27 protein-coding genes are annotated in these 25,894 nt (G+C 71.6%); 18 read left to right on the top strand and 9 right to left on the bottom strand.

Annotated elements, in window-relative coordinates; all coding sequences use genetic code 11:
• Positions 1-44 precede the first annotated feature (44 nt).
• Positions 45-329 carry a GNAT family N-acetyltransferase gene (locus Aut01nite_RS08030; protein WP_043525940.1) on the bottom strand — a complete coding sequence of 95 codons (285 nt, stop codon included), beginning with the start codon at positions 327-329 and terminating at the stop codon, positions 45-47.
• Positions 330-371: 42 nt separating this feature from the next.
• Between Aut01nite_RS08030 and Aut01nite_RS08025 the strand changes: the two genes are divergently transcribed.
• The 7 genes from Aut01nite_RS08025 (at position 372) to Aut01nite_RS07995 (ending at position 4,646) form a co-directional block, all read left to right on the top strand.
• Entirely contained in the window at positions 372-698 is a 327-nt protein-coding gene (locus Aut01nite_RS08025) for a hypothetical protein (protein ID WP_083999110.1), read from the top strand.
• A 44-nt stretch (positions 699-742) separates the two neighbouring features.
• A complete protein-coding gene (locus tag Aut01nite_RS08020; protein WP_043525936.1) occupies positions 743-1,570 on the top strand; it encodes a DUF1206 domain-containing protein in 828 nt (275 codons plus the stop codon).
• A gap of 119 nt (positions 1,571-1,689) precedes the next feature.
• A complete protein-coding gene (locus Aut01nite_RS08015; protein ID WP_083999108.1) occupies positions 1,690-2,865 on the top strand; it encodes a mechanosensitive ion channel family protein in 1,176 nt (391 codons plus the stop codon).
• A gap of 49 nt (positions 2,866-2,914) precedes the next feature.
• Positions 2,915-3,349: a phage holin family protein gene (locus Aut01nite_RS08010; RefSeq protein WP_043526100.1), complete on the top strand. Its 435-nt coding sequence runs from the start codon at positions 2,915-2,917 to the stop codon at positions 3,347-3,349.
• A gap of 64 nt (positions 3,350-3,413) precedes the next feature.
• Positions 3,414-3,830: a DUF3618 domain-containing protein gene (locus Aut01nite_RS08005; protein WP_043525932.1), complete on the top strand. Its 417-nt coding sequence runs from the start codon at positions 3,414-3,416 to the stop codon at positions 3,828-3,830.
• The gene (locus Aut01nite_RS08000; protein ID WP_043525930.1) at positions 3,827-4,099 is read left to right on the top strand and encodes a DUF4235 domain-containing protein; all 273 of its coding nucleotides are present in this window, start codon (positions 3,827-3,829) and stop codon (positions 4,097-4,099) included. The genes Aut01nite_RS08005 and Aut01nite_RS08000 overlap by 4 nt, the downstream gene beginning before the upstream one ends.
• A gap of 343 nt (positions 4,100-4,442) precedes the next feature.
• Positions 4,443-4,646, top strand: a complete 204-nt coding sequence (locus Aut01nite_RS07995) for a cold-shock protein (RefSeq protein WP_011905669.1) — start codon at positions 4,443-4,445, stop codon at positions 4,644-4,646.
• A 103-nt stretch (positions 4,647-4,749) separates the two neighbouring features.
• On the opposite strand, the gene Aut01nite_RS07990 is transcribed toward Aut01nite_RS07995, so the two are convergent.
• Together Aut01nite_RS07990 and Aut01nite_RS07985 are read right to left on the bottom strand one after the other, a co-directional pair.
• Entirely contained in the window at positions 4,750-4,929 is a 180-nt protein-coding gene (locus tag Aut01nite_RS07990) for a hypothetical protein (RefSeq protein WP_373871456.1), read from the bottom strand.
• A gap of 41 nt (positions 4,930-4,970) precedes the next feature.
• Positions 4,971-5,948: an aldo/keto reductase gene (locus tag Aut01nite_RS07985; RefSeq protein WP_043525926.1), complete on the bottom strand. Its 978-nt coding sequence runs from the start codon at positions 5,946-5,948 to the stop codon at positions 4,971-4,973.
• Between the two features lie 62 nt (positions 5,949-6,010).
• On the opposite strand from Aut01nite_RS07985, the gene Aut01nite_RS07980 reads away from it, so the two are divergent.
• Positions 6,011-6,754 (top strand): methyltransferase domain-containing protein, encoded by a 744-nt coding sequence (locus tag Aut01nite_RS07980; RefSeq protein WP_043525924.1) that lies wholly within the window; start codon positions 6,011-6,013, stop codon positions 6,752-6,754.
• 92 nt (positions 6,755-6,846) lie between these two features.
• Complete coding sequence (locus tag Aut01nite_RS07975) at positions 6,847-7,869, top strand: adenosine deaminase (protein WP_043526098.1); 1,023 nt, start codon at positions 6,847-6,849, stop codon at positions 7,867-7,869.
• Here Aut01nite_RS07975 and Aut01nite_RS07970 read toward each other — a convergent pair.
• From Aut01nite_RS07970 to Aut01nite_RS07955, 4 genes are all read right to left on the bottom strand, one after another.
• On the bottom strand, positions 7,860-8,006 hold the full coding sequence (locus Aut01nite_RS07970; protein ID WP_173476688.1) for a hypothetical protein: 147 nt from the start codon (positions 8,004-8,006) through the stop codon (positions 7,860-7,862). The genes Aut01nite_RS07975 and Aut01nite_RS07970 overlap by 10 nt on opposite strands.
• A 41-nt stretch (positions 8,007-8,047) precedes the next feature.
• Positions 8,048-10,315, bottom strand: coding sequence for an RICIN domain-containing protein (locus Aut01nite_RS07965; protein ID WP_043525922.1), 2,268 nt, complete (start codon positions 10,313-10,315; stop codon positions 8,048-8,050).
• Between the two features lie 218 nt (positions 10,316-10,533).
• A complete protein-coding gene (locus Aut01nite_RS07960; protein WP_173476687.1) occupies positions 10,534-11,955 on the bottom strand; it encodes a HAMP domain-containing sensor histidine kinase in 1,422 nt (473 codons plus the stop codon).
• 2 nt (positions 11,956-11,957) lie between these two features.
• Positions 11,958-12,647, bottom strand: coding sequence for a response regulator transcription factor (locus Aut01nite_RS07955; RefSeq protein ID WP_043525920.1), 690 nt, complete (start codon positions 12,645-12,647; stop codon positions 11,958-11,960).
• A 97-nt stretch (positions 12,648-12,744) separates the two neighbouring features.
• On the opposite strand from Aut01nite_RS07955, the gene Aut01nite_RS07950 reads away from it, so the two are divergent.
• From Aut01nite_RS07950 to Aut01nite_RS07935, 4 genes are all read left to right on the top strand, one after another.
• Complete coding sequence (locus Aut01nite_RS07950) at positions 12,745-13,656, top strand: ADP-ribosylglycohydrolase family protein (RefSeq protein WP_043525918.1); 912 nt, start codon at positions 12,745-12,747, stop codon at positions 13,654-13,656.
• 190 nt (positions 13,657-13,846) lie between these two features.
• Positions 13,847-15,844, top strand: a complete 1,998-nt coding sequence (gene thrS, locus Aut01nite_RS07945) for a threonine--tRNA ligase (protein ID WP_173476686.1) — start codon at positions 13,847-13,849, stop codon at positions 15,842-15,844.
• A 106-nt stretch (positions 15,845-15,950) separates the two neighbouring features.
• Positions 15,951-17,990: a GGDEF domain-containing protein gene (locus tag Aut01nite_RS07940; protein WP_052163836.1), complete on the top strand. Its 2,040-nt coding sequence runs from the start codon at positions 15,951-15,953 to the stop codon at positions 17,988-17,990.
• A gap of 73 nt (positions 17,991-18,063) precedes the next feature.
• A complete protein-coding gene (locus tag Aut01nite_RS07935; RefSeq protein WP_236642754.1) occupies positions 18,064-18,546 on the top strand; it encodes an HIT family protein in 483 nt (160 codons plus the stop codon).
• On the opposite strand, the gene Aut01nite_RS07930 is transcribed toward Aut01nite_RS07935, so the two are convergent.
• Positions 18,532-19,098 carry a TetR/AcrR family transcriptional regulator gene (locus Aut01nite_RS07930; protein ID WP_043525912.1) on the bottom strand — a complete coding sequence of 189 codons (567 nt, stop codon included), beginning with the start codon at positions 19,096-19,098 and terminating at the stop codon, positions 18,532-18,534. The genes Aut01nite_RS07935 and Aut01nite_RS07930 overlap by 15 nt on opposite strands.
• A 54-nt stretch (positions 19,099-19,152) precedes the next feature.
• Between Aut01nite_RS07930 and Aut01nite_RS07925 the strand changes: the two genes are divergently transcribed.
• Complete coding sequence (locus tag Aut01nite_RS07925) at positions 19,153-20,337, top strand: FAD-dependent monooxygenase (RefSeq protein WP_043525910.1); 1,185 nt, start codon at positions 19,153-19,155, stop codon at positions 20,335-20,337.
• On the opposite strand, the gene Aut01nite_RS07920 is transcribed toward Aut01nite_RS07925, so the two are convergent.
• Entirely contained in the window at positions 20,330-22,492 is a 2,163-nt protein-coding gene (locus Aut01nite_RS07920) for an elongation factor G-like protein EF-G2 (protein ID WP_043525908.1), read from the bottom strand. The genes Aut01nite_RS07925 and Aut01nite_RS07920 overlap by 8 nt on opposite strands.
• 177 nt (positions 22,493-22,669) lie before the next feature.
• Here Aut01nite_RS07920 and pgsA point away from each other — a divergent pair, with 177 nt between their 5' ends.
• The 4 genes from pgsA to Aut01nite_RS07905 are packed head-to-tail and all read left to right on the top strand — an operon-like array spanning position 22,670 to position 25,877.
• Positions 22,670-23,287, top strand: coding sequence for a phosphatidylinositol phosphate synthase (gene pgsA / locus Aut01nite_RS43305; RefSeq protein WP_239124596.1), 618 nt, complete (start codon positions 22,670-22,672; stop codon positions 23,285-23,287).
• Positions 23,288-23,295: 8 nt separating this feature from the next.
• The gene (locus Aut01nite_RS43300; RefSeq protein ID WP_043526094.1) at positions 23,296-24,150 is read left to right on the top strand and encodes a phosphatidylinositol mannoside acyltransferase; all 855 of its coding nucleotides are present in this window, start codon (positions 23,296-23,298) and stop codon (positions 24,148-24,150) included.
• Positions 24,151-24,161: 11 nt separating this feature from the next.
• Positions 24,162-25,313, top strand: a complete 1,152-nt coding sequence (locus Aut01nite_RS07910; protein WP_043525907.1) for a glycosyltransferase family 4 protein — start codon at positions 24,162-24,164, stop codon at positions 25,311-25,313.
• Positions 25,314-25,328: 15 nt separating this feature from the next.
• Entirely contained in the window at positions 25,329-25,877 is a 549-nt protein-coding gene (locus Aut01nite_RS07905) for a hypothetical protein (RefSeq protein ID WP_043525905.1), read from the top strand.
• The last annotated feature ends 17 nt before the right edge of the window (positions 25,878-25,894 follow it).

The following is a 25,894-nucleotide window of genomic DNA, read 5'->3' as shown; positions in this document are numbered from 1 at the left end:
TGTCTCCGGCGCATCGAGACGGCGGTGACGGCCGGCCGGGGTCCTCAGTGGGCGACCAGGTCGCCGTACTCGGGGTGTTCGCTGATGAAGTGGGCGAAGAACGGGCACGAGGGGATCACCCGGTCGCCGCGGGAGCGGATCCGGTCGAGGGTCTGGCGGGCCAGTTCGCCGGCCAGGCCGCGGCCGCGCAGCTCCGGGTCGGTCTCGGTGTGCAGGATCTGCACGGCGCCGTCGCGGAGGCGGTAGGTGGCGAGCGCGCCCACCCGGCCGTCCACGACGAGTTCGAAACGGTGCTCGGCGGTGTTCTCCCGAACGGGTTGATCGGTCACGCTCCCAGCTTATGTTTGCTTTCACCCCGTACCGTGAGAAGGGTGTTGATCTCTAAGGCTCCCCGCCGCATCGCCGTCGCTCTCGCCTCCGCCGCCCTCGGTCTCACCCTGCTCACCGGGTGTGGTGACGATGTGAGCTGCGGGCTCGATCAGTGCACCGTGACCATCCAGCGGGAGACGAACGCCAGCGTCGACGTCCTCGGCGTGGAGGCGAAATTCATCTCCGCCGACGACAGCACCGTGACCCTGGAGGTCGCCGGTCAGCAGGTCCAGCTCACCACGGGCCAGCAGCCGGTCGACGTGGGCGGTCTCCAGGTCAGCCTGGAGAGCGTGACGACCGACGCGGTCAAGGTGAAGGTGTCCCAGTGACGCCTCAAGTTTGACGATCGTCGCTCCCGGTCACATTGGGGGGCATGACCTCCGCTGCCTCGAACGTCAAGCACACCGCGTCACGGGCCGCCGACAGCAAGCCCCTGGAGCTCCTGGCTCGGGGCGGCTTCATCGGTTACGGCATCATCCACCTCCTCTTCGCCTGGATCGCGCTGCAGGTCGCCTTCGGTGTCGGCTCCGGTCAGGCGAGTGACCAGTCCGGAGCTCTGCAGACCATCGCGCGGCAGTCGTTCGGCAAGACCCTGCTGATCGTCATCGCCGTCGGCCTGGCCGCCATGGCGATCTGGCAGGCTTTCGAGGCCGCCATCGGGGAGAGCGGCCCGCGGGACCGTACCGCGACGGCCGAGCGGGTCCTGTCCGGCGTCCGCGCCGTCCTCTACGGATACCTCGCCTACATGGCCGTCAAGATCGTGCAGGGCTCGAACGCCTCGATGGGCGACAGCTACGAGAACAAGACGTCCGGTCTGCTGTCCTCGGCCGGCGGCCGGTGGCTGGTCGGCCTGATCGGCCTGGTGGTGGTCGGCATCGGCGTCGGGATGGTGTACTACGGCTGGAAGCGCAAGTTCACCCGGCACCTGAACACCCAGCAGATGCCCGCCGGCACCCGTCAGCCGATCATCAAGCTGGGCGTGGCCGGTTACATTGCCAAGGGTGTCGCGTACACGATCGCCGGTGTCCTCATCGTCACCGCCGCCGTGACCTTCGACCCGAACAAGGCCCGCGGCCTGGACGCGGCCCTGAAGACCCTCGCCGGGTACTCCTGGGGCGTCTGGGTCCTCGGCCTGATCGCCGCCGGGATCGCCGCCTACGGCGTCTACTGCATCGCCCAGGCCCGGTACCGCAAGATCTGACACCGGACCGGGAGCTGGCGGCGGATGTGAGCTTCGTCTGACATCCGCCGCCACCGGTGTGCCCGGGGCGAGTACGGGCAAGGCTTCTCGCCGTGGGAGGTAATCCAGTGTCCAACGCAATGACAGCTCTGCTCGCGGTCGCCGGCGCGGCCGGAGTCGCGATCGTGGTCGTCGAAATCGTCCACTGGGTGATGAAACGGCTCGGCCGCCGGTCCCCGCTCGCCGCCGACCTGGCACGCACCATGCACCGGCCGTTCCTGGCCACGGTCACCCTGCTGGCCGTGCAGCAGGCGGTGCGGATCTGGGCCGGTGACTTCCCCGGCCGGTCCGGCGTGGTGCACGTGCTGGTGCTGCTCTGCATCGCCGCCGGGGCCTGGCTGGTCGGCGCCACCCTGCTGGTGCTGGAGGACATGGCGCTGGCCCGGTGGCGCACCGACGTCCCGGACAATCTGAAGAGCCGGCGGATCAAGACGCAGGTGGTGATGCTGCGCCGGGTGACGGTGGCCGCCATCGTGGTGCTGACCGTCGGCGTCATGCTGATGACGTTCCCGGACATCCGGGCGCTCGGCGCCAGCGTGGTCGCCTCGGCCGGTCTGATCAGCGTGGTCGCGGCCCTGGCCGCGCAGAGCACGCTGGGCAACATGTTCGCCGGGATCCAGCTCGCCTTCAGCGACGCGATAAGGGTCGACGACGTGGTCGTGGTGGAGCAGGAGTGGGGGCGGATCGAGGAGATCACCCTGACGTACGTGGTGGTGCAGATCTGGGACGACCGGCGTCTGATCCTGCCGACCTCGTACTTCACCAGCAAACCGTTCCAGAACTGGACCCGGACCGCGTCGGCGGTGCTCGGCACGGCCGAGATCGACGTCGACTGGGCGACCCCGGTGGAGCCGGTGCGGGCCGAGTTGCAGCGGATCTGCGAGGACACCGACCTGTGGAACGGCAAGGTCTGCGTCCTGCAGGTCATCCAGGCCACCGACGGCCGGATCCGGCTGCGTGCGCTGGTCAGCGCGGACGACGCGGCCGCCCTGTGGGACCTGCGGTGCCTGGTGCGGGAACGGCTGGTCGCGTGGATCTGGGATCACCAGCGAAGCTCGGTGCCGAAGGTCCGTGCCGAGGTCGAGAAGGCCGTCACGCTGCCGTCGCAGCCGGACGGCCACCACGCGCACGACACCCATCCGGACTCGGACGCGGACTCCGACGCGGCGCGCGTCTTCAGCGGCGGACTGGACGGCGACGCCCGTGGGGTGGTCTTCGGCGGTCCGGTTCCGGTTGCGTCGGACAGTAAGGATTGAGCCAGCTCTGATCAGGGCATACCCCGTTCACACGGAAAGGGGGAACATGATGGCCGATGTCTTGAACGGCGTTCCCGCCCGGCCGATCTCCGAGCAGTCCACTGCCGAACTGGTGCAGCGCGCGAGCGAGCAGCTCGGCCGTCTGGTCCGCGACGAGATCACCCTGGCCAAGGCGGAGCTGACGGAGAAGGGTAAGCGTGCCGGTATCGGCGCGGGGCTGTTCGGTGGCGCCGGAGTGCTGGCGTTGTACGGACTGGGTGCGGCGATCGCGACGACGGTCATCGCGTTGGACCTGGTCCTTCCGCTGTGGGCCGCGGCGCTGATCGTCACCGTCGTGCTCTTCGCGGTCGCGGGCGTGCTCGCGCTGCTGGGCAAGAAGCAGGTGAACCGGGCGGTGCCGCCGGAACCCTCGGCCGCGATCGCGAGCGTCAAGGCCGACGTCGACGAAGTGAAGCACGCGGTCAAGGAGCGCAGCCGGGCATGAGCGAACGGAGTGAGTTCATGCGCGGCTCTACCTGCGCTTTTGACGCCCGAGAGGGGGGACAGGCATGACGGACGACAATGTGAATGCTGGAAACAATGGGAATGCGGCGAAGCCGGATCTGACGGCGCTGCGGGCGGACATCCAGCAGACGCGCGCCGAGCTCGGTGAGACGGTGCAGGTGCTGGCCGCGCGGGCGGACGTCAAGGCCCGCGCCCGCGAGCAGGTCGAGGAGACGAAGCAGCGCGCCCGCGAGCAGGTCGAGGAGACGAAGCAGCGGGTCCTGACCCGGGCGGCCACGGTCACCGGGCGGGTTCGTGAGGCGGCGCTCGGCGCCACCGGGCACGTGCGGGAGACGCCGCCGCGCGAGCTGGCCCTGGAGGCCGGTTCCCGGGTGCGGGCGAACCCGTTCCCGCTGGTGCTGGCCTTCGCCGGGATCGCCGCGGTGGCCGGTGTCATCCTGATCATGCGTGGGAGGCGTTGATGGGCAAGCTGCAGAAGGTCGCCCTGAAGCCGGTCAATGTGGCACTGGGCTTCGCGGCGGGTGCGGCCGCCGGTTTCCTCTTCAAGGAGGCGTGGAAGCTGGTCGCCGGCGACGACGACGCGCCGGACGCCGGCGACCCGGATCGTGGCTGGGGCGAGATCCTCGTCGCGGCCGCGTTGCAGGGCGTGATCTTCTCGGTGGTGAAGGCCGCGGTGCACCGTGGCGGCGCCATCACCACGCAGAAACTGACGGGTACCTGGCCCGACTAGATCATCTGGGGCATAGACGAGAGTCTTGCCGGTCCCTCGCTTCGAACGTTGCGAAGCGGGGGACCTTTTCCATATCGGTCACCCATTATCGGATTCCTTCGCGGGGCAGCTTTACGGGCTGATTTTCGGGTACAGTGTGGCCAGTTTTTGCGTACGTGGTTCGCTGCTTCCGGTCGACCCACGCGACGCCAGCCCCACCCGGGAGGGTCGGAAGGCGTCACGAGGGCTGGGCGGAGGGGACGTCCTCTGAAAGGCCGCCTCGCGGTACCGCTGCTCGAAAACGGTCATCGGCCCCGCGCTGCCGCGGTTGGGCGGGCCGGCATTTTCAGAAGGAGAGTTCAGCATGGCGCAAGGAACCGTGAAGTGGTTCAACGCAGACAAGGGCTTCGGCTTCATCACCGTCGACGGCGGGGGTGCTGACGTGTTCGTCCACTTCTCGGCCATCCAGACGAGCGGTTACCGCACTCTGGAGGAGAACCAGCGGGTGGAGTTCGAGATCGCCCAGGGCCAGAAGGGCCCGCAGGCGGAGCAGGTTCGCCCGCTCTGAGACCTTATCTAAGCCGGTCGTGAGACCGGTTCGCCGACCGCCTGGCGGAGGTCGGCCCGACCGTGGCCCCGCAGCCTCATCGAGGATGCGGGGCCTCTTTCGTCTATCGTCCGGCGGAGCGCCGGCGCATGCCGAGCACGATCAGCGCCAGGCCGGCGACGATCAGGACGCCACCGACCACGGCCCATCCGGTCCGGTCGCTCATCAGGCCGTCGCCGATCCGGCCCAGGCCCTGGAGCGTCCACACTCCACCGAGAACCAGAGCCAGCAGACCGAGAGACATGGTGAGCCAGCCTCTCAGCCGCGGTGACTCCGTTTCATTGTTCACCATTTGTCGTGCACCTGTGGGCGAATCAACTCATCGTAGACCGCGGTGATCATTTCCTGGCTTTCCGGCGGGAGCGGGGCGAGGTCCGCGGCGGCCACGTTGGCCCGGGCCTGCTCCGCATTGCGGGCGCCGGGGATCACCACGGTGACGGCGGGCTGGTCGATGATCCAGCGGAGCGCGAACTGCGCCATCGTGGCGCCGGCCGGCACCAGGGGGCGCAGCCGGCGGACCGCTTCCAGGCCGACCCGGAAGTCCACGCCGGAGAAGGTCTCGCCGACGTCGAAGGCCTCGCCGTGCCGGTTGTAGTTGCGGTGGTCGTCGGCGGCGAAGGTGGTGTCCTCGTCGTACCGCCCGGAGAGCAGGCCGCTGGCGAGCGGGACCCGGGCGATGATGCCGACCCCGGCCTCGGCGGCGGCCGGCAGCACCCGCTCCAGCGGCTTGAGCCGGAACGCGTTCAGGATGATCTGGACGCTCGCCACGCCGGGGCGGGCGATCGCGGTGAGCGCCTCGTCGACCCGTTCGACGCTCACCCCGTACGCCGCGATCCGCTTCTCGGCGACCAGGGTGTCGAGCGCGTCGAAGACCTCGTCGCTGCTGAACACCGGGGTCGGCGGGCAGTGCAGCTGCACCAGGTCGAGGGTGTCGACGCCGAGGTTGGCGCGGGAACGGTCGGTCCAGGCCCGGAAGTTGTCCAGGTGGTAGTTCGCCGGCTCCTGCGGCAGCCGACGGCCCATCTTGGTGAAGACCGTCAGGCCGGGGCGGTCCTTGATGAACGAGCCGATGATCTGCTCGCTGCGGCCGTCGCCGTAGACGTCGGCGGTGTCGATGAAGGTGACCCCGGCGTCCACGGCGGCCTGCAGGGTCGCGTGCGCGTCGGCCTCGCTGACGTCGCCCCAGTCCGCGCCGAGCTGCCAGGCGCCGAGACCGACCACTCCGACGCTGCGGCCCAGCTTCCGAAAGCTTCGATTTTCCACATCGTGACACTACCGCCAGGCTGATAGCTTGAAACAAGACGGACGTACGGTTTGGAGGAAGCATGTGGGATCCCGCTGTCTACCGCCGTTTCGGGGCCGAACGCTCCCGCCCCTTCTTCGACCTCGTCCGGCAGATCGGCGCGGAGAACCCGCGCACCGTCGTCGACCTCGGCTGCGGCCCCGGTGAACTGACCCGTACGCTCGCCGATCGCTGGCCGTCCGCGCGGATCACCGGCATCGACTCGTCCCCCGAGATGATCGAGAAGGCGGCCGGCCCCGGGCCGGTCGAGTTCCGGCTCGGCGACATCGCCGACTGGCATCCCGGTCCGGACGTGGACGTGGTGGTCACCAACGCCGCTCTGCAATGGGTCGACGGGCATCCCGCGATGCTGGCCCGCTGGGCCGCCGCGATGCCGGCCGGCGCCTGGATCGCGATGCAGGTCCCCGGCAACTTCGGCAGCCCCGCACACCAGGCCGTGCGGGAGCTGGCGCCGATCGGCCTCGACGGCGACCCGGTGCTCGACGCGGCCGGCTACGCCGAGCTGCTCACCGGGGCGGGCGCGGCGGTCGACGCGTGGGAGACCACCTATCTGCACATGCTGCCCGCCGGCGCGGAGCATCCGGTGCTGCGCTGGCTGGAGGGCACCACGCTGCGGCCGATCCGGGCCGCGCTGGAGGAACGGGAGTGGGCCGCGTTCCGTGCCGAGCTGGCGGCCCGGGTCGCCGCCGACCATCCGGAGCGGCACGGCCTCGTCGCGTTCCCCTTCCGCCGTATCTTCGTGGTGGCCCGCACCCACGGCGTGTGAGGTTCGGGCGTGCACGGCGCCCGAGAGCCACACGCCCGGCAGTGTGTGGGCATGGCGCCCGAGAGCCACACGCTCGAAGTTCAGGAGGAATGTTGACGGATCTGACAGGGTTCATCGCCGGTCTGCCCAAGGCCGAGCTGCACGTGCATCACGTCGGCTCCGCGTCGCCGCGGATCGTCGCCGAGCTGGCCGCCCGGCACGAGGGCAGCTCGCCGGTCCCGGCCGACCCGGCGCAGCTGGCGAAGTATTTCGAGTTCCGCGACTTCGCGCACTTCATCGAGGTCTATCTGAGCGTGGTCGACCTGATCCGCGACGACGAGGACGTGCGGCTGCTCACCTACGAGATCGGGCGGGAGCTGGGCCGGCAGAACGTCCGGTACGCGGAGCTCACCGTCACGCCGTACTCGAGTGTCCGCCGCGGCATCCCGGCGAAGGCGTTCTGCGAGGCGATCGAGGACGCCCGCGCCGGCGCCGCCCGGGACTTCGGCGTCGAGCTGCGGTGGTGTTTCGACATCCCGGGCGAGGCCGGGCTGGCCGCGGCCGAGGAGACGCTGCGGATCGCCCTCGACGACCGGCCCGACGGCCTGATCAGTTTCGGACTGGGTGGGCCGGAGATCGGGGTGCCGCGGCCCCAGTTCAAGCCGTACTTCGACGCCGCCCGCGCGGCCGGCCTGCGCAGCGTCCCGCACGCGGGGGAGACCACCGGCCCGGAGACCGTCTGGGACGCCCTGCGGGAGCTGGGCGCCGAGCGGATCGGCCACGGCATCGCCGCCGCCGGTGACGAGCGGCTGATGGCCCACCTCGCCGAGTACGGCATCCCGCTCGAGGTGTGCCCGACCTCCAACCTGCGCACCCGCGCGGTCGCCGACCTCGACCAGCACCCGATCGCCACGCTGGTGGCCGCCGGGGTGCCGGTCAGTGTCAACTCCGACGACCCGCCGATGTTCGGCACCACTCTGGAGCAGGAGTACGCGGTCGCCGCCCGCCTGCTGGACCTGGACGCGGCCGGGGTCGCCGACCTGGCCCGCGCCGCGGTCCGGCACAGCTTCCACACCGACGGCGGGAAGGCCGCGCTGCTCGCCGAGATCGACGCCTACACCACCGCTCAGGGGTAGAGCGGGTCCTGCCAGCAGGCGACCATCGTCATGGTGCCGATGGTCAGGATGGTCAGCCATCGCACCAGCCGCCGCCGGTTGAACCGGGCCGGATCCTCGTCCGGCTCGGTCTCCGGCCTTCTCAGCAGATCGGGCATTCGCTTCTCTTCCGTCAAGGGCCGCGTCGTCGCCGGCGGCCTCAGTCGGGGACCGCCGTCCAGCTCTGGTGCCGCTGCCCGGTGTCCTCCTGCAGGACCAGCACGCGGTGCGTGCCGAAACGCTGGGCGCCGACCCCGATCACCAGGTCACCGGTGGCGGCGCGGATGGTGAAGCCGTACGCCGAGGCGCGCAGCGTCCAGCGGGTCGCCGGACCGGACGTGCAGTCGCCCTGCACCAGCGGAGCGCCGGAGACCGCCACCCCGCCGAGCGGCGCTACACACCTGTTGCTCGCCTTCGAGACCAGCGTGTACGTGCCGTCCTCGGCCGGCACCAGCTGCCACTGCTGCTGGGTGCCGCCCTCGTCGTTGCCGAGCGTGACCGGGGTGCCGTCGGTGGAGCGGGCCGCGTACAGATCGGCCGCGCCGCCGGTCAGCGAGTTGGTCAGCACGAACCACGAGTTCTGCACCGGGCGGGCCGCCGGGGCGGTCTGCGCGGTCGCCTTGGCGTGGTAGCCGAGTTTGCGGTTACGCACCTCCACCAGGTACCTCGCGTCCGGCTTCAGCCCGATCAGGCGGGCCCGGGTGGACCGGGTGGTGGCCACCGGCTCACCGTCGACCGAGACCTCGTAGTCGGCGTCGTCACCGGCCACGCTCCAGTTCAGCCGGACCGAGCCGCTGGCCGGGTCGCGGATCTCCAGCACGGCCTGCACGCCGTCGTCGGTGACGGCGGGCGGGACGGCCGGAACCGCGTTCCCCTCCTGGTCGCCGGTGCCGGGCCGGGCGGTGGCCGTGGCCGTGGCCGACGGCGCGGCCTGGTGCGCCACCGGCGTGATGTCGACAGGCGGAACCACCGGGGTGGTGCTCGGGTCCGGCGCCGGGACGGCGGAGCTGCTGCCGCTCGGCGAGACGCTGCCGCTCGGCTCCGGGGAGGCCGGGTCGCTCGGGCTGGGGGTGGGGCTGGTCGGCGCCGGCGCCGGGGTGGACGGGCCGGCCGACGGCGGCGCGGACGACGGCGCCCGGGTGGGCACCGCGGCGCCCGGCACGTCGGGGATGTCGTCGCCGCCGTCGCTGCGCAGCAGGAACTCGCTGAGCGCCACGTTCCAGTGGGTGTCCAGGTAGCTCTTCGGCTCCGGGTTGGTGCTGAAGTAGTCGTCGTGACCGCAGTCGAGGCGGATCTCGTTCTTCTTCGGGCACACGTTCTTCACCGGTCTGCCGGTCCGGTCCTGCCCGCAGAGCAGGTCGTACTCGTCGAGGCAGCTGCCGGCGCCGGTGGCGTTCGGCGAGTCGGTGAGGATCGCGCCGAGGCTGTGGGTGAGCTGGTGGGCGGCCATCGTGGCGCTCCAGCAGCCGGCGTCGACCCGGGCGTACGACGGGCCGCCGTTGTTGCGGTTGCCCCGCCCGGGACGGGTGTCGTTGACGTACGTGGAGATGCCGCAGTACAGGTTCGTGTCGGCGAACATCAGGTACTTGCGGTCGGTCCGGTTGTAGCCGAGGCTGCGCAGCGCGTCGACGGTCGCCGCGAACGAGCGCAGCGAGCCGTTCGGCAGTTGCACCTCGACCACGTCGGCCCGGCACTCGGGGGTGGTCACGTACCGGATGTGGCGGGAGCCGCCGGTCTCGCCCGCGCTGGCGTCGTAGATCTGGTCGACCCCGGCGGCCCAGGTCCGGAACGAGTTGAGGAACTGCGTGTACCGGCTCGCCGACGTCGCCTCGTGCAGGTAGAGCAGTTGCACCCGCTTGCCGTTACGCCCGTCGCCGGCACACGCCACGTCGTCCGGCCCGAGGATGAAGTCGGCCTGTCCCGGCGCCGCGTCCGGGATCAGCGCCGGGGCGTCCGCGGTGATCGCGCTGCCGCCCTCGTCCCGGGCGATCTCGGCGTCACCGGGCACGCCGCCCTTCTCCCGCCGAACCACCGGCACCGCGTTGCTGCCGGCGGTCACCGGGGCCACGTCCCGGCGCACCGCCAGGCCGTCCGGCGCCGCGTCGGGGCCGTGCGTGCAGGTCTGGTCGAACAGCTGGTACGCCCCGGCGCAGACCGAGTCGGACGAGGCCAGCCGCAACCCGCTGTAGACCAGCCCCTGCTCGGGGGCGTCGGCCGGGATCGCGGACAGCGCGAAGTCGTCCTGGGCCGGTCCGGCGCCGATCACGCTGGGGCCGAGCACGCCGCCCACACCGAGCAGGGCCAGGCCGAGGGCTACCGGAAGGAGCCGGAAGGTCGCGGAGCGTGTCCGGAGTTGATTCCGTCTGCTCGCCGCGCGGCGCCGTCCTGGCGGCGACCCGCGGAACGTCGGCCGTCGATGGGCGGACACGGCGTCTCCTCGTCGAGCTGGGTAGCGGTGGGAGGGACCCATGGGGTGGCCGCCTCCCACCGCGCGGTGGCTCACCGGTTCGCGGCGATGGGGACGCGCTGCGGGGTGCGATCCGGGAAGCCGGATGGGATCGAAGGGAACCATGCCAGTCCTGCGCCGCCAAAGGAACGTTCTTAAAAAACTTATAAGCCTGGGCTGTTCCGATCGGGGGACAGCGCTCATTGTGGTCCTCGCTGCCACCGTCGCCGTACCGGGTCCCGGTCGCGGGCCGGCCGTCCCCGGCCGACCAGTCCGAACCGGCTCGGCTGCTTCGGGGTGGCGTCCGCGTCGGCCAGCAGCATCACCACGCTCGCCCCGCCCATCGCGGCCCGGTCGATGCTGACCGAGCCGCCGGTGGCCTGGGCCGCCCGGCGGGCGATGTCCAGGCCGAGACCGGTCGAGCCCTGCTGGCTCTGGCCGCGGCGCAGCGCCTGCTCCGGGTCGCCGATGCCGGGCCCGGCGTCGTCGATGCGCAGCGCCACCCAGCCGTCCCGGCGCGACAGCGCCACCTCGAAGGCGGTGCCCTGCGGGGTGTACCGGAACACGTTGCCGAGCACAGCGTCCAGCGCGGCGGCCAGCTCGGCCCGGGCCACCGGCACCGGGATCCGCAGGTGCGCGCCGACCACCCGGTACTGCCGGTCCTGGTCGCCGGCGAGCGCCGACCAGAAGCGCATCCGCTCCCGGACCACCTCGCTGGCGTCGCAGAGCCCTTCCTCGGGCTCCGCGGCGGCCCGGTCGGCGACGGCCTGCCGGGTGGTGTTGATCAGCTGGTTGACCTCGTCCTCCAGGGTCGCGATGGCCTGCCGGATGCGCCGGATGCCGCGCCGGCGGTCCACCTCGTCCTCGGTGAGGTCGATGATCTGGGTGTCGTCGGGGTCGAGCGCCTCGGCGTCCAGCCGCAGCGCGGTCAGCGGGGTCCGCAACCGGTGCGAAAGGTCGGCGACCAGCTCCCGCTCGTCGGTCCGGGAGGTGACCAGGCGGTCGGCCATCCGGTTGAAGGCGTAACCGGCCTCGGCCAGCTCGCGCGGCCCGGACGGCTGCACGCGCACGGCCAGGTCGCCGTTGCCGACCGCGAGCGCGGCGTCGACGAGCCCTCGGGCCGACGACACCGCGCCACGGGCGAGCCGGTCCACGGCCACCACCGAGCCGCCGACGAGGACCACGGCCAGGCCGAGCAGCAGCCACCAGTCGCGGGCGGTGTCGTGGTTGAGCTCCGAGCCCGGCACGAACGCCTCGACGACGAAGGTGCGGTTGCCGACGGTCACCGGCTGCAACCGGACCACGCCGCCGTCGACGTCCTCGATGGTCGGCTCCGGCGCCGTCGCGGCACGGTCGATCAGCTCGGCGCCGGCCCGGCCGCCCGTGGCCGGCGCGATGCCGGGCGTGTGCACGACCGGGATGCCGCCGGCCGCGGCGCGCGCCGCGGTCACACCCCGCTCACCGCCGCCGGCGAAGATGGCGCCGGCCACGGTGGAGGTGCGCTCGGCGGCGGTGGCCAGCGCGGCGTCCCGGTGGTCGTTGCGCAGGCTCCAGCCCAGCGGGACGAGGAAGACCAGCGCGGCGATCGCCGTGGTGGCGGCGGTCGTGTACGCCAGCCGCAACCTCAGTCCGGCGCCACCAACCGGAATCCGACCCCCCGCACGGTGCGCAGGTAGCGGGGCTTCGCCGCGGACTCGCCCAGTTTCCGGCGGAGCCAGTACAAATGCACGTCGATGGTCTGGTCCTCGCCGACCGATGGCTGTCGCCATACCTCCTCCAACAGCTCACGACGGGAAACCACCCGGCCCGGACGGGCGGCGAGGTAGGCCAGCAGGTCGAACTCCTTGCGGGTCAGCGCCAGCGGCTGATCGCCGAGGGTGGCGCTGCGCTCGCCGACGTCGACCCGGAGCTCGCCCACCTCGTGGACGGCGGGTTGCGCGGCGCGGCTGGCCCGGCCGACGCGGCGCAGCACGGTGGCGATCCGGGCGTCCAGGTGGGCGCCGGTGAACGGCTTCACCATGTAGTCGTCGGCGCCGGCCCGCAGCAGCCGCACGACGGTCTGCTCGTCGTCGCGGGCGGTGGCGATGATGATCGGCACGTCGGTGATCCCGCGCAGCATGCGCAGCGCGTCGGAGCCGTCCAGGTCGGGCAGGCCGAGATCGAGCACGACCAGGTCGGGCGTCTCCGCGGCGACCCGCCGGAGGGCCTCCAGGGCGGTGCCGACGGCGTGCACGGCGTGCCCCCGGTCGGCGAGCGATCGGAGCATGGCGCCGCGCACGACATGATCGTCTTCGACGAGCAACACCGTGGCCATGCGAAGACCGTAGCGTCCCGGGAGGGCTGGAACCTAAAGGGTGATCCAGCGAGAGCCTTTAATGACACTGAGTGATGGAATACGATCCGAAGTACCGATGTCTTTCACCCTCTTCCCCGGTACGCGGCTCGCCCTGGCTCTCGACAGCCTCGCCGGCCTCAGCGTCGGCGACGCCCTCGGAGCCCAGTACTTCGTGCCCGGAAACCGCCCGTCCGACCTGCTCGAGGCCCGTGTCCCGAAGCCGCCCTGGGAGTGGACCGACGACACCGAGGAGGCCTGCTGCCTGGTCGGCGCCCTCGCCGAGGGCGACTTCGACCGGGACGGCTTCGCCCGGCTTCTGGCGGACCGGTTCGAGCCCTACCGTGGTTACGGCCCGGGCGCGGTGGTGATGCTCCGCCAGATCCGGGAGGGCCTGCCCTGGCCGATCGCCGCGGCCGCGGCGTTCAACGGGCAGGGCTCCTGCGGCAACGGCGCGGCGATGCGGGCGGCGCCGCTGGGCGCCTGGCATGCGGACTCCCTGGCCCACGCGGCGATCCAGGGGGTACGCGCGGCCGAGGTCACCCACGCGCACCCGGAGGGGATCGCCGGTGGCGTGGCGGTGGCCGTGGCAGCCGCGTTCGCCGCCGCCTCCCGCCTCAACGGGCACCGGCCGGACCGGGGGCGGTTGCTGCGTGCGGTGGCCGGGCACACTCCGGCCGGGGTGGTGCACGACGGCCTGATCGAGGCCGCCGGTCTGAGCACCGTGACGGTTGCCGAGGCGGCCCACCGGCTGGGGTCGGGGGCGCAGGCGACCGCGCAAGACACGGTGCCGTTCGCGCTGTGGGTGGCCGACCGCTTCCTGGACGACTATCCGGCGGCTGTGGCCGCGTGCGTGGTCGCCGGCGGGGACGTGGACACCACCGCGGCGATCGCCGGGGGAGTGGTCGCGGCGTACACCGGCGCCGACGGCATCCCACCGGCCTGGCTCGCCGCCCGGGAGCCGCTCCCGGCGTGGCTGCCCGCGGGTTGATCCGCGGCGTCGACGGACGGCGGAGGTCGACACGCCGGGTGGTGGCGAGGCCGGACCTCATGCGTGTTGATCCGCGGTGTGATGGACGGCTGAGGTCGACACGCTGGTGGAGGACTTGCGCCGGGCGAAACCCGTCGTGGCCCGGCGGATAGCATCAGGACGCTTGCTCACCGTCTGAATGGAGAACACCGTGTCTGCACCCCGTACACCCGCTGTGGCCGACCCCCTAGTCGTCCCGGCCGGGACTACGGCGGCCGACGCGGTGGCCGCCGCCGGGCTCCCGGCGCACGGGCCGAAGGCGATCGTCGTGGTCCGCGAGGCCGACGGCCGGCTGCGTGACCTGGACTGGGCGCCCGCCGCCGACACCGAGGTCACCCCGGTCGCGATCGACACGCCGGACGGTCTCGACGTGCTGCGCCACTCGACCGCGCACGTGCTCGCGCAGGCCGTGCAGGACGTGTTCCCGGAGGCGAAGCTGGGCATCGGCCCGCCGATCCGGGACGGGTTCTACTACGACTTCGACGTGGAGAAGCCGTTCCAGCCGGAGGACCTGACGAAGCTCGAGAAGCGGATGCAGGAGATCGTCAAGGCCGGGCAGACGTTCCGCCGCCGGGAGTACGGCTCGCTCGACGAGGCGAAGACCGAGCTGGCGAAGGAGCCGTTCAAGCTCGAGCTGGTCGACATCAAGGGTGACGTCGACGAGGAGGCCGCCGCCGTCGGGGCGGGCGAGCTGACCCACTACGACAACCTGAACAAGGACGGCGAGCGGGTCTGGGGCGACCTGTGCCGCGGACCGCACCTGCCGTCGACCCGGCTGATCCCGGCGTTCAAGCTGATGCGCTCGGCCGCCGCGTACTGGCGCGGCTCGGAGAAGAACCCGCAGCTCCAGCGGGTCTACGGCACGGCGTGGCCGTCACGCGACGAGCTCAAGGCGTACCTCAACCGGCTTGCCGAGGCCGAGCGCCGGGACCACCGCAAGCTGGGCACCGAGCTGGATCTCTTCTCCTTCCCCGACGAGATCGGGTCGGGTCTGGTGGTGTTCCACCCGAAGGGTGGCGTGATCAAGCGCGAGATGGAGGACTACGTCCGCGCCCGCCACATCGAGGAGGGCTTCCAGTACGTGGGCAGCCCGCACATCACCAAGGAGGGCCTGTTCCACACCTCGGGACACCTGCCCTACTACAAGGACACCATGTTCCCCCCGATGGAGCTGGAGGGGGCGAACTACTACCTCAAGGCGATGAACTGCCCGATGCACAACCTGATCTTCAGGTCGCGCGGGCGGTCCTACCGTGAGCTGCCGATGCGCCTGTTCGAGTTCGGCACGGTGTACCGCTACGAGAAGTCCGGTGTGGTGCACGGCCTGACCCGGGTGCGCGGCCTGACTCAGGACGACTCGCACTCCTACGTCACCGCCGAGCAGGCGCCGGGCGAGATCAAGCACCTGCTGAACTTCGTCCGGTCGCTGCTCGACGACTTCGGCCTGGACGACTACTACCTGGAGCTGTCCACCCGGGACCCGAAGAGCGACAAGTTCATCGGTACGGACGAGCAGTGGGAGAAGGCCACCAAGGTCCTCGCCGACGTGGCCGAGGAGTCCGGGCTCGACCTGGTGCTGGACCCGGGCGGCGCGGCGTTCTACGGCCCGAAGATCAGCGTGCAGGCCCGCGACGCGATCGGCCGGACCTGGCAGATGTCGACCATCCAGTACGACTTCAACCAGCCGGCCCGGTTCGGTCTGGAGTACCAGGCGGCCGACGGCTCCCGGCAGGAGCCGGTGATGATCCACTCGGCGAAGTTCGGGTCGATCGAGCGGTTCTTCGGCGTGCTCGTCGAGCACTACGCGGGCGCGTTCCCGGCCTGGCTGGCGCCGGTGCAGGTGGTCGGCATCCCGATTCGCGACGACCACGCTTCGTACCTCGAGGAATTCGTCACGAAGCTTCGTAAAGCCGGCATCCGGGCCGAGGTGGATCACTCCACCGACCGGATGCAGAAGAAGATCCGGACCGCGCAGCAGCAGAAGATCCCGTTCATGGCGATCGCCGGTGACGACGACGTCAACGGCGGCACCGTGTCGTTCCGCTACCGGGACGGCTCGCAGCGCAACGGCGTCACCATCGACGAGGCCGTCGCGCACGTCGTCGAGATCGTCCGCTCCCGGGTCAACACCGGACCCTCCGCCGCCTGATCCCTTCCGCCGCCGGCCCGCAGCGCGTTTCCCTCAACTCGGGCGCGGATCTTCCGACGTGACGTCGGAGGGCCGTGCGCTGCGCGCCGGCGGATGCGGAGGAACGATGCGGTACCGGATGCCCCCGATGGCCCTGGTGGCCCTCGCCCTGTCCGGGATCCTCGTGCCGGCGCATCTGATCGATGCCGGTGGCTGGGGCTTCCAGTTCTACGCGTACCGGGTGTCGGCGCCGCTGCTGCTGGCCGTGCCGGCCTGGCTGGCCTGGCGGACGTCGCGCCTGGCCACCCGCCCGGGCGCGCGGCGGTTCTCGCTGCTCGCCGCGGCGTCCTGGGGCACGACGGCCGGCGGCTCGCTGATCGCCCTGACGCAGGCGGTGACCACCGGCTCCACCACCTATCCCAGCGGCGACCCGGTGGTCCAGTTCCTCGACCTGGTGGCCCTGAGCCTCGCCCTGGCCGCGCTGCTCAGCGTGCCGGTCCGGTCGCGCTGGTCGGCGAGCAACGTCCGGCTCGGCCTCGACATGGCCGTCGTGATGGTCACCGCGGTGCTGTTCTGCTGGTACTTCGTGGTCCAGCCGCTCCGGGGCGGTGACACCGACGCGTTCCTGACGGCGATGATCCTGATCCGTACCTGCGGGATCCTGGTCGCGGTCTTCGCCGTGGTCCGCCTGCTGCTCGGCGGCGTGGCCGAGATCAGCCGCCTCGCCCTGATGCTCTGGGGCGCCGCCGGGCTCCTGCTCACCGTGGTCAGCGTGGCGCAACGGGCACTGCCCGAGCCGCACCTGCACTACGTGCTGGCACTGTGGGCGCTCTACACGCATCTGCTCACCCGGGTCGCGGTGGCCCAGCATCGCAAGATCACCGGACCCGCCGAGACACGCGCGGCCACGCCCGCGCCGGTGCAGCGGCCGACCAGCATGAGCCCGTACATCGCGGTGGCGCTCACCTACGCGCTGCTCGTCGGCGGCCTGATGCGCGGGCTCGACGCGCGCTCCTGGCCGCTGGTCGCCGGATCGATCCTGCTCACCGCGCTGGTGGTGGCGCGGCAGATCGTCGGCCTGCGGGACAACAGCCGCCTCGTGACGCGCATCGACGCGGGCATGACCGCACTGCGCGAGGCGATGTCCCGGGAACAGACGCTCAACGACCTGGGCACCGGTCTGCTCACCACCAACGACTCCGCCGAGGTGCACCGGCTGGCCGCCGCGGCCGCGGCCACCCTGGTCTCAGGCTGCCCCGGCGCCCGGACGGCGATCGTCCGGGTCACCCCGGAGGACCCGGAGAAGTGGACCGTCCTGCACGCGGCCGGGGCCGGCGCCGAGGTGGTCTCCGGTATCCGCCTGGCCTCCGAATGCGTGCCGGGCGAGCTGCTGACCCGGCTCGCCGACGGGGAGGTGGTCTCCGGACCGGGCCTGGCCGCGCTCGGCCTGACCGGCGTGGACGCTCTCGGCGACCGGCCCGTGACGCTGTTCCCGCTTCTCAACGGTGCCCGCTTCTTCGGGATCATGACCGTGGGCGCGGACCGCGAGCTGCCCGCCGACGTGCTGAAGTCGCTGCAGACGCTGCGCACCCAGGTGTCGCTGGCGCTGGACAGCGTGGCCCTGACCGAGGAGCTGACCCGGCGGGCCATGCACGACATGCTGACCGGGCTGGGCAACCGGGCGCTGCTCTGGGACCGGCTCACCACGGCCCTGGCCCGGGCCCGGCGCAGCGGCCGGCCGATCGGGGTGCTGCTGCTCGACCTCAACGGCTTCAAACCGATCAACGACACGTACGGCCACGACGCCGGGGACCTGGTGCTGAAAGTGGTCGCCGAGCGGCTGCGGACCTGCGTGCGCACCGAGGACACGGTGGCCCGGCTGGGCGGCGACGAGTTCGTCATCCTCGCCGAGGACCTGGCCGACGTGGACGGGGCGCAGGTCGTCGCGGACCGGGTGGTGCAGGCGCTGAACGAGCCGATGACGGTGGACGGGCACGAACTGCGGACCCCGGCGAGCATCGGGATCGCGCTGTCGGACGGCCGCGGCGGGCCGGACGACGTGCTGCGCGAGGCCGACACCGCGATGTACGTGGCCAAACGCCGCGGCGGCGGCTCCCATCACGTGCACGGGATTCTGGAGAATGAGACGGCCGCCGGTACCGCCTAGGATACGGAGCGTGGACGAGCAGGAGCGGGCCGGCGATCCGGACGGACTGGAGCGGCTGTGGACGCCGCACCGGATGACCTACATCTCCGGGGAGGACCGGCCGGAGGGTGGATACGAGAAGCCCGGCGGCTGCCCGTTCTGCCTGGCGCCGGGCCGGCCGGAGGCGGAGTCGCTGGTGGTGGCGCGGGGTGAGCTGGTCTTCGCGGTGCTCAACCTGTACCCGTACAACCCCGGTCACCTGATGGTCTGCCCGTACCGGCACGTCGCCGACTACACCGACCTGACCGAGGCCGAGACGGTCGAGGTGGCGGCGTTCACCCGGACCGCGATGCGGGTGATCCGGGCCACCGGCAACCCGCACGGCTTCAACCTCGGGATGAACCAGGGCGCGGTGGCCGGCGCCGGCATCGCCGCCCACCTGCACCAGCACATCGTGCCCCGGTGGGGCGGCGACGCGAACTTCATGCAGGTGGTCGGCTGGACCAAGGTGCTGCCGCAGTTGCTGTACGAGACCCGCGACCTGCTGATGAAGGCCTGGCCGTCAGCCGCGGGATAGCGCCCGCACCCCGGCGACGATCTCCTCGGCGGACGGGGCCGTCGCCGGGTCGGTGAGCCACTGGGTCACCACCCCGGACATCAGCGCCATCTGGGCCGCGCCGGTGGTCCGCACCACGGTCTCGTCGAGGTCGTCCTCGCGGATGCCGGTGACGAGCGCCGCCATCGCCTTGCGCCCCTCGTGCACCCCGCCGGCGAGCTGGGCGCGCAGCTCCGGGTTGTGCTCGCTCTGGGTCAGCACCTCGACGCTGGCCAGCCAGAGCGGCCGTTCGTCGTGGATCGACCGGATCACCCGCCGCCAGAACCGCAGCATCGGATCGTCGCCCGTGTCGCTGTCGTCCTCGCCGAGCGCCCGGCCGACGGCCTCGCCCCAATCCTGCATGGCGCTCAGCATCGCGGCGGTGAGCAGCGCTTTCGTCGACCCGTAGTGGTAGCCGATGGAGGCCAGGTTGGTGCCGGAGAGGGCGACGATGTCGCGCGCCGTGATGTTCGCGTAGCCCTTCTCGTAGATGGCTCGCTTCGCTCCGACCAGCAGATCTTCCCGGTGCCCCATGCCGCGCATCCTAACTTCTATACAAGTGTATAAGACGTCTGTATAGTTCGACGCATGACGAGTCGAGAGGTCCTGATCTCAGGCGCGGGTGTGGCGGGTCCGGCGCTCGCCTTCTGGCTGACCCGGGCAGGTTTCCGGGTGACCGTCGTCGAGCGGGCCGCCGAGCCGCGTGCCGGTGGCTACAAGGTCGACGTGCGCGGCGCCGCCACGACCGTCCTCACGAGGATGGGGCTGCACGGGGAGGCCAGGGCCCACGACACCGGGATGCGCACGACCACCTATGTGAGCCGGTCCGGTCGCGCCATCGCGTCCCTCCCGGCGAGCCTGCTGATGGGCCGGCGCGGCGACGACCTGGAGATCATGCGCGGCGACCTGGGCCGCATCCTGTTCGACGCCACCAGCGCCGACGCGGACTACCGGTTCGGCGACGCCATCGCCGGCCTGACCGACCGGCCGGGCGGGGTGGAGGTGACCTTCGCGAGCGGCCACACCGGCCGGTTCGACATCGTGGTCGGCGCCGACGGGCTGCACTCGGCCACGCGGCGGCACGCGTTCGGCGATGTCGCGCCGCACCACCTCGGGGCGTACATCGCGATCTGGTCGGCCCCCAACGAGCTGGGCATCGACCGCGAGGAGGTCAACTACGCCGAGCCCGGCAGGCTGACCTTCGCCTATGCACTCGGTGCCGACCGGCCGGCCCGGGTCGGGTTCGTCTTCGCGTCACCAGAGCTGGCCTACGACCGCCGGGACGGGGCCGCCCAGAGACGGCTCGTCCGCGACGCGATGGCGGGCCTCGGCTGGCGCACCGCCGACTTCGCGGCCGCCCTCGGCAGCACGCCCGACTTCTACTTCGACTCCATCAGCCAGGTCGACATGCCGAGCTGGTCGTCCGGGCGGGTGGTGCTGCTCGGCGACGCGGGGTTCTGCCCGTCGCCCGCCTCCGGTCAGGGCACCAGCCTGGCCCTGACCGGAGCCTTCGTGCTCGCCGGCGAGCTGGCGAAGACGGACGGCGAGCACCCCGCCGCCTTCGCCGGCTACGAGCGGGCCATGCGGCCGTACGTCGCCAAGAATCTGGCCTTCGGCCGCAAGATGGTCGGCGACATGGTGCCCGGCAGCCGGCTCGCCATCGCCTTCCGCAACTACGGCATGCGGACCCTGCGGTTCCACCCGCGGAAGGAGAAGGTGATCGACAAGGTCCTCGCCCCGCTGCACGAGGCGGCGAACGCCATCGTCATCTAGCGAGTGCGTGCTCCTTGCGGACGACCTCGGCCAGGTGCGGGGGCATCGGCTCGTGCCGCAGGTAACGGCGGGTGAACGTGCCGGTGCCCGAGGTCAGGGCACGCAGCTCCACGACATAGCGGATCAGCTCCGTCGCCGGCACCTCGGCCCGCACCACGCTGAGCTCGCCGGCGCCACCGGACTCGCTGCCCAGCGGCCGGCCGCGGCGGCCGGAGAGATCGCTCATCACCGCGCCGACGTACGCCTCCGGAACACGGACCTCGATCTCGTCCACCGGCTCCAGCAGGGTGATCTGCCCGCTCTCGGCGGCGGCGCGCAGCGCCAGCGCGCCGGCCGTCTGGAACGCCGCGTCCGAGGAGTCGACACTGTGCGCCTTGCCGTCGTAGAGGGTGACCTTCAGGTCGACCATCGGGTAACCCGAGGCCAGCCCCTTCTCCAGCTGGGCCCGGACGCCCTTCTCCACCGACGGGATGTAGTTGTGCGGCACCGCGCCGCCGACCACCTTGTCGACGAACTGGAAACCCTCGCCGCGGGGCAGCGGCTGGACCTCGATGTCACAGACGGCGTACTGGCCGTGGCCGCCGGACTGCTTCACGTGCCGGCCGTGGCCCTTGGCCGTCGCCCCGAACGTCTCCCGCAGCGCCACCTTGACCGGCTCGGTGTCCAGCTCCACGCCACCGGAACGGAGCCGCTCCAGCACCACGTCGGCGTGCGACTCGCCCATCGTCCAGAGCACCAGCTGATGGGTCTCCGGGTTGCGCTCCAGGCGCAGCGTGGGGTCGCCGGCCACCAACCGGGACAGGTTCTTGGCGAGGGCGTCCTCGTCGGAGCGGGTCTTGGCCACCACCGCGATCGGCAGCAGCGGCTCGGGCATCGTCCACGGCTCCATCAGCAGCGGATCGTCCTTGCCGGACAGGGTGTCACCGGTCTCCGCGCTGCCCGACTTGGTGATCGCGCAGATGTCGCCGGCCACCGCCTGGCCGATCTCCCGCAGCTGGGCGCCGAGCGGGGAGTAGACGTGCGCCACCCGCTCGTCGGCGTCGTGGTCGGGGTGGCCGCGTTCGGCCATCCCGTGGCCGGAGACGTGCAGCGTCTGGTCCGGGCGCAGGGTGCCGGAGAAGACCCGGACCAGCGACACCCGGCCGACGTGCCGGTCGATCGTGGTGCGGACCACCTCGGCCACCAGCGGGCCGTCCGGGTCGCAGGTCAGCGGGGCACGGGGTGAGCCGTCCACGCCGGTGACCACCGGCAGGTCGTGCTCCAACGGCGACGGGAAGCCGCTGACCAGCAGGTCCAGCAGGGCGTCGAGACCGACGCCGGTGTTCGCGCAGACCGGCACGACGGGGTAGAAGTTGCCCTTCGCGACGGCCTTCTCCAGGTCCGGGACGAGCGCCTCGGTGCTGATCAGCTCACCGCCGATGTAGCGGTCCATGAGGGTCTCGTCCTCGCTCTCCGCGATGATGCCCTCGATCAGCGTGTTCCGGTCGTCGGCGATCGGGTTGAGGTGCTCCCGGTCGGCTTCGCGGGCCACCGGGGGATAGCCGTCGGAGTAGTCCAGCACCCGCAGCGTGACCAGGCCGATCAGGCCGGCGACCGACTGGCCGTCGTCGCCGAGCATCGGCTGGAAGACCGGCAGCACGTTGTCGCCGAACGCCTCCTGGCAGTCCTGCAGTGCCTCGTCGTAGTCGGCGCGCGGATGGTCCAGCCGGGTGATGGCGACCGCCCGCGGCATGCCGACCGTGGCGCACTCGTCCCACAGGGCGATCGTGGAGTCGTCCACCCCGTCGACCGCGGAGACGACGAAGAGCGCGGCGTCCGCGGCCCGCAGGCCGGCGCGCAGCTCCCCGACGAAGTCGGCGTAACCGGGGGTGTCCAGCAGGTTGATCTTGACGCCGTCGTGCACGATCGGCGCGCAGGCCAGCGCGACCGAGCGCTGCTGGCGGATCGCGGCCGGATCGTGGTCGGTGACCGTGGTGCCGTCGGCGACCGTGCCCGCCCGGGGAACCGTGCCGGTCGCCGCGAGCAGCGCCTCGGCCAGGGTCGTCTTCCCGGAACCGGAGTGGCCGACCAGCACCACGTTGCGAACTCTGCCGGGGTCTGTCACCGCCGGCGCGCCAGCGCCGGCAAACCCCTTCTCCGAACTCTTCTGCGCCATGCCGAGCGCTCCCGTCGTTTCCCGTTCGTTACGCCGCTGTTCTTTGAATCCAACCCCCGGCACGCTGAAGGCCGCAAGAACCTTCAGCCCTGCAAAGGTGCCGGATGGTGACGATACGGCCACTGCCGGGGCCGGGCCGTACCGCCGCTGGTCGCGCGCCGTTATGGTGGGACGGCCATGGCAAAGATCGTTCAAAGTACGGCCCGCGCCGTCGTCGCGTACGGCGTCGACCCGCTCGCCCGTCTCCTGCTCCGGATCGGCGTGTCCCCCAACGCGGTCACCATCGCCGGTACCGTCGGCGTGCTGATCGGCTCCTGGTTCGGCGCCCGGGGGCATCTCCTCTGGGGCACCGTGATCGTAACCGCGTGCGCCCTCACCGACGTCCTCGACGGCACAATGGCCCGGATGCGGGGTGGGTCCGGCAAGTTCGGCGCGCTCCTCGACTCCTCCATGGACCGGATCGCCGACGGCGCGGTGTTCGGAGCCGTCGTCTACTACCTGGCCACCGAGGGCAACCCGTACAACGGGATGATCGCGGCGCTGATCAGTCTCGTGTTCGGTCAGGTCGTGTCCTACGTCAAGGCCCGTGCCGAGAGTCTCGGGCTGAACGCCGACGTCGGTATCGCCGAGCGCCTGGAGCGGCTGCTCATCGTCGGGGCCGGCGGCCTGCTCGGCGCCGCCGATCAGGAGTGGGGCCTGCCCGCGGCGCTCTGGGTGCTGGCCGTACTCTCCGTCATCACCGCCTTCCAGCGCCTGATCCACGCGGCGCGCAGCGAGAAAGTGCCCGCCGAGTGAAAGACCGCATGATCGAACTGGGTTACGCCGCCGGCTGGCGGCTGGTCCGCGCGCTGCCGCTGCCGGTGGCGAAAGCCGTGTTCCGGGCCGCCGCGGACCGGGCGTACAAGGCGAACGGGCGCGGCACCCAGCGGCTGCGCGGCAACCTGCGGCAGGTCGTCGGCGAGGGCATGCCGGACACCCTGGTACGCGACGCGCTCCGGTCGTACGCGCGGTATTACATGGAGGCGTTCCGTCTTCCGTCACAGAGCCGTGCGGATTTCCTCGACGGGTTCTTCATGGAGCCGGAGAGCTACCGGCAGTTGAAACAGTCGGTCGAGGACGGCACCGGCGCGGTGCTGGCGCTGCCGCATCTGGCCAACTGGGACGTGGCCGGGGCCTGGGTGGCCGCCCACGACTGGCCGATGATCACGGTGGCCGAGCGGCTCAAACCCGAGGCCGTGTACAAGCAGTTCCTGGCGTACCGGGAGAAGCTCGGCATGCACATCCTTCCGCTCACCGGCGGTGAGCGGCCGGCCCTCGAGGTGCTCGCCGAGCATCTGGCCAAGGGCTGGATCGTCCCGCTGCTCGGCGACCGCGACCTGTCCCGCAACGGCGTCGAGGTGGAGTTCTTCGGCGGGCGCACCCGGATGCCGGCCGGCCCCGCCATCCTCGCCATCCGCTCCGGCGCGCCGCTCTTCGCGGTCGATCTCTGGTTCGACGAGCAGCGCACCGTCTCCCGGATGCGCCGGATCGTCCCGCCCGCCGAAGGGCCGCTCGACGAACGGGTCAAGAAGACCACCCAGATGCTCGCCGACGCCTTCGCCGCCGGCATCGCCGACCACCCGCAGGACTGGCACATGCTCCAGAAGGTCTGGCTCTAGGAGGAGCAGCTGTGCGGATCGGGATCGTCTCGCCCTACTCGTTCGACGTCCCCGGCGGTGTGCAGAACCACATCATGGACCTGGCGGAGGCACTGCTCGGCCTCGGTCACGAGGTGAGCGTCCTGGCGCCCGCCGACGACGACGCCGAGCTGCCGGCCTACGTGGTGCCCGCCGGCCGGGCCGTGCCGTTGCCCTACAACGGCTCGGTCGCCCGGATCGCGTTCGGCCCGGTGTCCACCGCCCGGGTCCGCCGCTGGCTGCGCCGCGGCGAGTTCGACGTGCTGCACGTGCACGAGCCGCTGTCGCCGAGCCTGTCGTTCCTGGCGGTGCTGTCGGCGCGCGGGCCGGTCGTGGCCACCTTCCACACCGCGATGACCCGTTCCCGGGCGCTGTCCGGGCTGCAGAACTTCCTGCAACCGGTGATGGAGAAGATCACCGCCCGGATCGCGGTCAGCGAGCTCGCCCGCAAGGTGCAGGTGGAACACCTCGGCGGCGGCGCGGTGGAGATCCCCAACGGGGTCGCGGTCCGCAAGTTCGCCTCGGCTCCGCCGTTGCCGGGATGGCCCGGCGAGGGCGGCGCCCTCGGTTTCCTCGGCCGTTTCACCGAGTCGCGCAAGGGCTTCCCGCTGCTGCGTACGGCGTTCGTGTCGCTGGCCGAGCAGCGGCCCGGCCTGCGGCTGCTGGTGGCCGGTCCGGGTGACCGCGACGAGCTGTACGACGACATCCCCAAGGAGCTACACGACCGGGTGGAGTTCCTCGGCCTGGTCTCCGAACCGGACAAGGCCCGGATGCTGCGCAGCGTCGACGTCTACGTCGCCCCGAACACCGGCGGCGAGAGCTTCGGCATGATCCTCACCGAGGCGATGGCCGCCGGCGCCGCGATCGCCGCCAGCGACCTGGACGCGTTCCGCCGGGTCCTCGACGGCGGCCGCGCCGGGGCTCTCTTCCCTAATGGGGACGCTGACGCGCTGGCCCGGCTGCTGGGCGAGCTGATGGACGATCCGGCCCGTCGGGCCGACCTGTCATCGTGCGCGCGGACCGTCGTCGGCGCGTTCGACTGGCCGAGTGTGGCCAACCGGGTGCTCGAGGTCTACGCGACAGCCATCGAGGCCGCCGACGGTCGGGTTTTCGACGACGAGTGGTCCTCACCACAGGAGCGGTGAACGCCGGGCACTACGATGCCCCGCATGTGGTGGGTGGTGGGAGTCGTCGTGCTGGCCGCGATCTTCTCGGCGTACCTCGGCTGGACCGCCCAACGGGTGGAGCGTCTGCACACGCGGGCGCGGTCGGCCGAGCGCGCCCTGGACGCGCATCTGTTGCGCCGTGCCGCGGCGGCCGCGGTCGTCGCCGAGCAGTCCGAGACGGTCGAGCTGTACGCGGCCGCCCGTCTCGCCCTGGACGCCGAGCCGGGGGAGCGGGAGAGCGCGGAGAACGATCTGACCCGGCAGTTGCAGACGATCAGCCTGGACCCGGCGGACCCGGCGGTGCGGACCCTCGCGGTCACCAGCCGGCGGGTGGTGCTGGCCCGGCAGGTGCACACCGATCTGGTCCGCGACGCGCTGAACGCCCGCCGCCGGGTCTTCGTCCGGCTGTTCCGCCTGGCCCGCCGCTACCCGCGGCCGTACTACTTCGACATCGTCGAGCCGTCCCTGCCGGACATGCCGGCCATCCCGGTGCCCACGCCCGCCCCGCCGGCCGAGGGCGTCCTGCCGGCGCAGGCGGTGTAGACCCCGGCCGGTCTGTG

It is taken from the genome of Actinoplanes utahensis (genome assembly GCF_016862455.1).
GTDB lineage: Bacteria > Actinomycetota > Actinomycetes > Mycobacteriales > Micromonosporaceae > Actinoplanes > Actinoplanes utahensis.
This window is presented reverse-complemented; position numbering and strand designations above follow the sequence as displayed.

Coding starts and splice junctions, on each gene's coding strand:
- Aut01nite_RS43300 (WP_043526094.1), top strand. CDS start 23,296: ATGATCGAACTGGGTTACGCCGCCGGCTGGCGGCTGGTCCGCGCGCTG.
- Aut01nite_RS07950 (WP_043525918.1), top strand. CDS start 12,745: ATGTCTTTCACCCTCTTCCCCGGTACGCGGCTCGCCCTGGCTCTCGAC.
- pgsA (WP_239124596.1), top strand. CDS start 22,670: ATGGCAAAGATCGTTCAAAGTACGGCCCGCGCCGTCGTCGCGTACGGC.
- Aut01nite_RS07980 (WP_043525924.1), top strand. CDS start 6,011: ATGTGGGATCCCGCTGTCTACCGCCGTTTCGGGGCCGAACGCTCCCGC.
- Aut01nite_RS08005 (WP_043525932.1), top strand. CDS start 3,414: ATGACGGACGACAATGTGAATGCTGGAAACAATGGGAATGCGGCGAAG.
- Aut01nite_RS07995 (WP_011905669.1), top strand. CDS start 4,443: ATGGCGCAAGGAACCGTGAAGTGGTTCAACGCAGACAAGGGCTTCGGC.
- Aut01nite_RS07930 (WP_043525912.1), bottom strand. CDS start 19,098: ATGGGGCACCGGGAAGATCTGCTGGTCGGAGCGAAGCGAGCCATCTAC.
- Aut01nite_RS07925 (WP_043525910.1), top strand. CDS start 19,153: ATGACGAGTCGAGAGGTCCTGATCTCAGGCGCGGGTGTGGCGGGTCCG.
- Aut01nite_RS07920 (WP_043525908.1), bottom strand. CDS start 22,492: ATGGCGCAGAAGAGTTCGGAGAAGGGGTTTGCCGGCGCTGGCGCGCCG.
- Aut01nite_RS07955 (WP_043525920.1), bottom strand. CDS start 12,647: ATGGCCACGGTGTTGCTCGTCGAAGACGATCATGTCGTGCGCGGCGCC.
- Aut01nite_RS08010 (WP_043526100.1), top strand. CDS start 2,915: ATGGCCGATGTCTTGAACGGCGTTCCCGCCCGGCCGATCTCCGAGCAG.
- Aut01nite_RS08015 (WP_083999108.1), top strand. CDS start 1,690: ATGACAGCTCTGCTCGCGGTCGCCGGCGCGGCCGGAGTCGCGATCGTG.
- Aut01nite_RS07970 (WP_173476688.1), bottom strand. CDS start 8,006: ATGCCCGATCTGCTGAGAAGGCCGGAGACCGAGCCGGACGAGGATCCG.
- Aut01nite_RS07905 (WP_043525905.1), top strand. CDS start 25,329: ATGCCCCGCATGTGGTGGGTGGTGGGAGTCGTCGTGCTGGCCGCGATC.
- Aut01nite_RS08020 (WP_043525936.1), top strand. CDS start 743: ATGACCTCCGCTGCCTCGAACGTCAAGCACACCGCGTCACGGGCCGCC.
- Aut01nite_RS07940 (WP_052163836.1), top strand. CDS start 15,951: ATGCGGTACCGGATGCCCCCGATGGCCCTGGTGGCCCTCGCCCTGTCC.
- Aut01nite_RS07935 (WP_236642754.1), top strand. CDS start 18,064: ATGACCTACATCTCCGGGGAGGACCGGCCGGAGGGTGGATACGAGAAG.
- Aut01nite_RS07990 (WP_373871456.1), bottom strand. CDS start 4,929: ATGTCTCTCGGTCTGCTGGCTCTGGTTCTCGGTGGAGTGTGGACGCTC.